General features: G+C 62.8%; 3 protein-coding genes and 1 pseudogene. 2 read left to right on the forward strand and 2 right to left on the reverse strand.

Annotated features, from left to right (window positions below; all coding sequences use genetic code 11):
- The coding region (gene recG, locus EN906_RS27495) for an ATP-dependent DNA helicase RecG (RefSeq protein WP_127375508.1) at positions 1 to 1,462 on the forward strand (1,462 nt) is incomplete at its 5' end.
- On the opposite strand, the gene EN906_RS27500 is transcribed toward recG, so the two are convergent.
- Positions 1,414 to 2,169, reverse strand: coding sequence for a DUF502 domain-containing protein (locus EN906_RS27500; RefSeq protein ID WP_027036784.1), 756 nt, complete (start codon positions 2,167 to 2,169; stop codon positions 1,414 to 1,416). The genes recG and EN906_RS27500 overlap by 49 nt on opposite strands.
- 286 nt (positions 2,170 to 2,455) lie before the next feature.
- Between EN906_RS27500 and EN906_RS27505 the strand changes: the two are divergent.
- Positions 2,456 to 2,741 (forward strand): annotated as a pseudogene (locus EN906_RS27505) (GIY-YIG nuclease family protein).
- A 108-nt stretch (positions 2,742 to 2,849) separates the two neighbouring features.
- Here the strand turns inward: EN906_RS27505 and EN906_RS27510 are convergent.
- Positions 2,850 to 3,442 (reverse strand): SIS domain-containing protein (locus EN906_RS27510; RefSeq protein WP_127375509.1); only part of this gene is annotated, 593 nt, incomplete at its 5' end.

A 3,442-nucleotide genomic window follows, 5' to 3' on the forward strand; every position in this document is an offset into this window, starting at 1 on the left:
CCCGATCGATGTCTCCATCGATGGCGCTGCCTGGCGGCGCCTGGCCTATGACGAGCTGCTGGCGGGCCAGGTCTCGCTGGCGCTGGTGCGGGCGAAAGTCCGCCGCCTGTCCGGCCGTCCCCTGGTCGGCGACGGCCGCATCGTCGAAAAACTGAGGGCCGCACTGCCCTACTCGCTGACATCGAGCCAGGAGTTCGCGCTGGCCGAAATCAATGCCGACCTTGCCGATCCCGAGCGCATGCTGCGGCTCCTGCAGGGCGATGTCGGCTCCGGCAAGACGGTCGTCGCGCTGCTGGCCATGGCGCGCGCCGTCGAGGCCGGCGGCCAGGCAGCACTGATGGCGCCGACCGAAATCCTGGCGCGCCAGCATCTGGCGACCATCACGCCGCTTGCCGCCAAGGTCGGGCTGCGCATTGCCATCCTCACCGGCCGCGAAAAGGGCCGCGAACGCGCGGATACGCTGGCCGGCCTGGCAAGCGGCGAGATCGACATCGTGGTCGGCACCCATGCGCTGTTCCAGGAGACGGTCATGTTCCACGACCTGGTCTTCGCCGTGATCGACGAGCAGCACCGTTTCGGCGTCCATCAGCGGCTTGCCATCACCGCCAAGGGCGACGCGCCCGACATGCTGGTGATGACGGCCACTCCCATCCCCCGCACGCTGGTGCTGACCGCTTTCGGCGACATGGACGTGTCGAAACTGACGGAAAAACCGGCCGGCCGCCAGCCGATCCGTACCGTTACACTGCCGCTCGAGCGGCTCGACGAACTGGTCGACCGCATGGTGGACGCCGTCGCCGGCGGCCAGAAGATCTACTGGATCTGTCCGCTGGTCGAGGAATCCGAAGAAATCAAGCTGATGTCGGCCGAGGACCGCTTCGCCTCGCTGAAACCATTGTTCGGCGAACGTATCGGGCTCGTTCACGGCCGCATGAAGGGTGCCGAGAAGGACGAGGCGATGCGTGCCTTCAAGCAGGGCGAGACACGCATCCTGATCGCCACCACCGTCATTGAGGTCGGCGTCGACGTGCCGGACGCCACCGTCATGGTCATCGAGCACGCCGAGCGCTTCGGCCTGGCCCAGCTGCACCAACTGCGCGGCCGGGTCGGGCGTGGCGACAAGCCCTCCTCCTGCGTGCTGCTCTACAAGGACCCGCTCGGCGAGACCGCAAAACGCCGGCTGTCGGTGATGCGCGAGACCGAGGACGGGTTCCTGATCGCCGAAGAAGACCTGAAGCTGCGCGGCGAAGGCGAATTGCTGGGCACCCGCCAGTCCGGCACGCCGGGTTTCCAGGTTGCGCGCATCGAGGCGCATGCCGACCTTCTGGAGGCCGCCCGCGACGATGCCAGGCTGATCCTGTCGCGCGACCCGGAGCTGCAATCGCAGCGTGGCGAGGCGTTGCGCCTGCTGCTTTATTTGTTCGGCCGCGACGAGGCCGTGCGGCTCCTGCGCGCCGGCTGAGCCAGGGCGGCAACCGACGGGTTGGCGAGCATCCCTTCGATCGGCTCGCCATTCACGACAACCATTTGCTTGACCTCGGGCGCCACCAGCCCGGCCGACACAATCAGCTTGGCGCCGTCCTCAATCGTCATGTCGAGCAGCACGATGTCCGACTTCGGCACATACATCAGGAATCCGGTGGTCGGGTTTGGCGTGCACGGCATGAATACGGCAATCAGCGGATCGCCTTCCTGGTCGAGCTTCTGGTTGATCTCGGTTTCCTTCTCGCTGGCGACGAACACCAGCGACCACACACCCTTGCGCGGATATTCGACCAGTCCGACCTGGCGGAACATGTCGCCCTTGTTGGACAGCACGGTCTCGAAAATCTGTTTCAGCGAGCCATAGATGCCGCGCACCAACGGCATGCGGCCAAGCAGGCGCTCGCCGAAATTGACGATGGCGCGGCCGACGATGTTGGCCGTAAGGAAGCCGATCAGCGTGATCAGGATGAGCGCCACGATCAGCCCGAATCCCGGCACAGGAAACGACAAATAGGTGTCAGGGCTGTAGCGGGCCGGAATATAGGGTTTCACCCAGGAATCGACCCAACCGATGAATGACCAGGCGATGTAGGCGGTGATCGCCAGCGGCGCGCAGACGATGAAGCCCGTGAGGAAGTAGTTCCTCAGCCGGGTCACGCCGGAAGTCTTGGGAGCGTCGGACATGATTCACCGGAGGCGCGGGTTGCAGCGCAACATTAGTGAACCGCCGTCCAGTTTGGAACTGCGAAGTTTTTAAAGAGCCGATTATGCCGCCACTTTCAACGAAACAATCCAAACGGAAGCAGCATACGTTCGCGATTAGCCGAAACACCCCTCCCCTTCGTCATCCACGGGCGGAGCAAGGAGCGAAGCGACGCGGCGCAGACCCGAGGATCCATTCCGTGGCGTCGGCCGAAGAATGCAACCCCTCAAGATGGTCGGCGGATCGTTCGGTCGCTATACTTCGTTCATGACGGGCTATGTCTATTTAACTGCGAGCCGGAAACGCGGCACCATCTATATTGGCGTCACAAACGATCTCGGCCGCCGAATGCCCGAGCACAAGTCTGGTGGGGTTCGCGCTTTACTGGGCGGTATGGCGTAGAACGCTTGGTTTGGTACGAACAGTATTTCGACATCCGCGATGCAATCCAGCGCGAGAAGTCGCTGAAACGTTGGCCGCGTCATGGAAGATTGAATTGATCGAAAAGGCCAATCCGGAGTGGTTCGAGCTTTTCCGCGGGACTGGGTGGTAGCGCCAAGTTCTGCACTGCTTTGATCCGCCATACCGTCACGGAATGGATCCTCGGGTCTGCGCAGGAGCTTCGCTCCCGCTACGCCCGTGGATGACGAAAGGATGAGGCCTATTCCACCGTCACCGATTTCGCCAGATTGCGCGGCTGGTCGACGTCGGTGCCCATGAAGACGGCGGTAAAATAGGCCAGCATCTGGATCGGCAGCGCGTAGATGATCGGCGAGATGATTTCCGGCACGTCCGGCAGGATGATCGTCTCCATCGTCTTGACGCTCGTCAGCGCCGCACCCTTGCTGTCGGTGATCAGGATGATCTTGCCGCCGCGCGCCGCCACTTCCTGCATGTTCGACACGGTTTTTTCGAAAATGTGGTCGTGCGGCGCAATGACGATGACCGGCATGTTCTCATCGATCAGCGCGATCGGTCCATGCTTCAGCTCGCCGGCCGCATAGCCCTCGGCGTGGATATAGGAGATTTCCTTGAGTTTCAGCGCGCCTTCCATGGCCAGCGGAAAGTTGGTGTCGCGGCCGAGATAGAGCACGTCCTTGTAGCGTGAGAGTTCACGCGCGATCCGTTCGATCTGCTCTTCAAGCTTGAGCACCTGATTGGCATAGCGCGGCGCTTCCGATAGCGCGCGCACCAGGGTCTTCTCTTGTTCTTTCGAGATTGTCCCGCGCGCCACGCCGGCCCGCACGGCAAGCG

Source organism: Mesorhizobium sp. M7A.F.Ca.CA.004.06.1.1 (genome assembly GCF_003999135.1).
Taxonomy (GTDB): domain Bacteria; phylum Pseudomonadota; class Alphaproteobacteria; order Rhizobiales; family Rhizobiaceae; genus Mesorhizobium.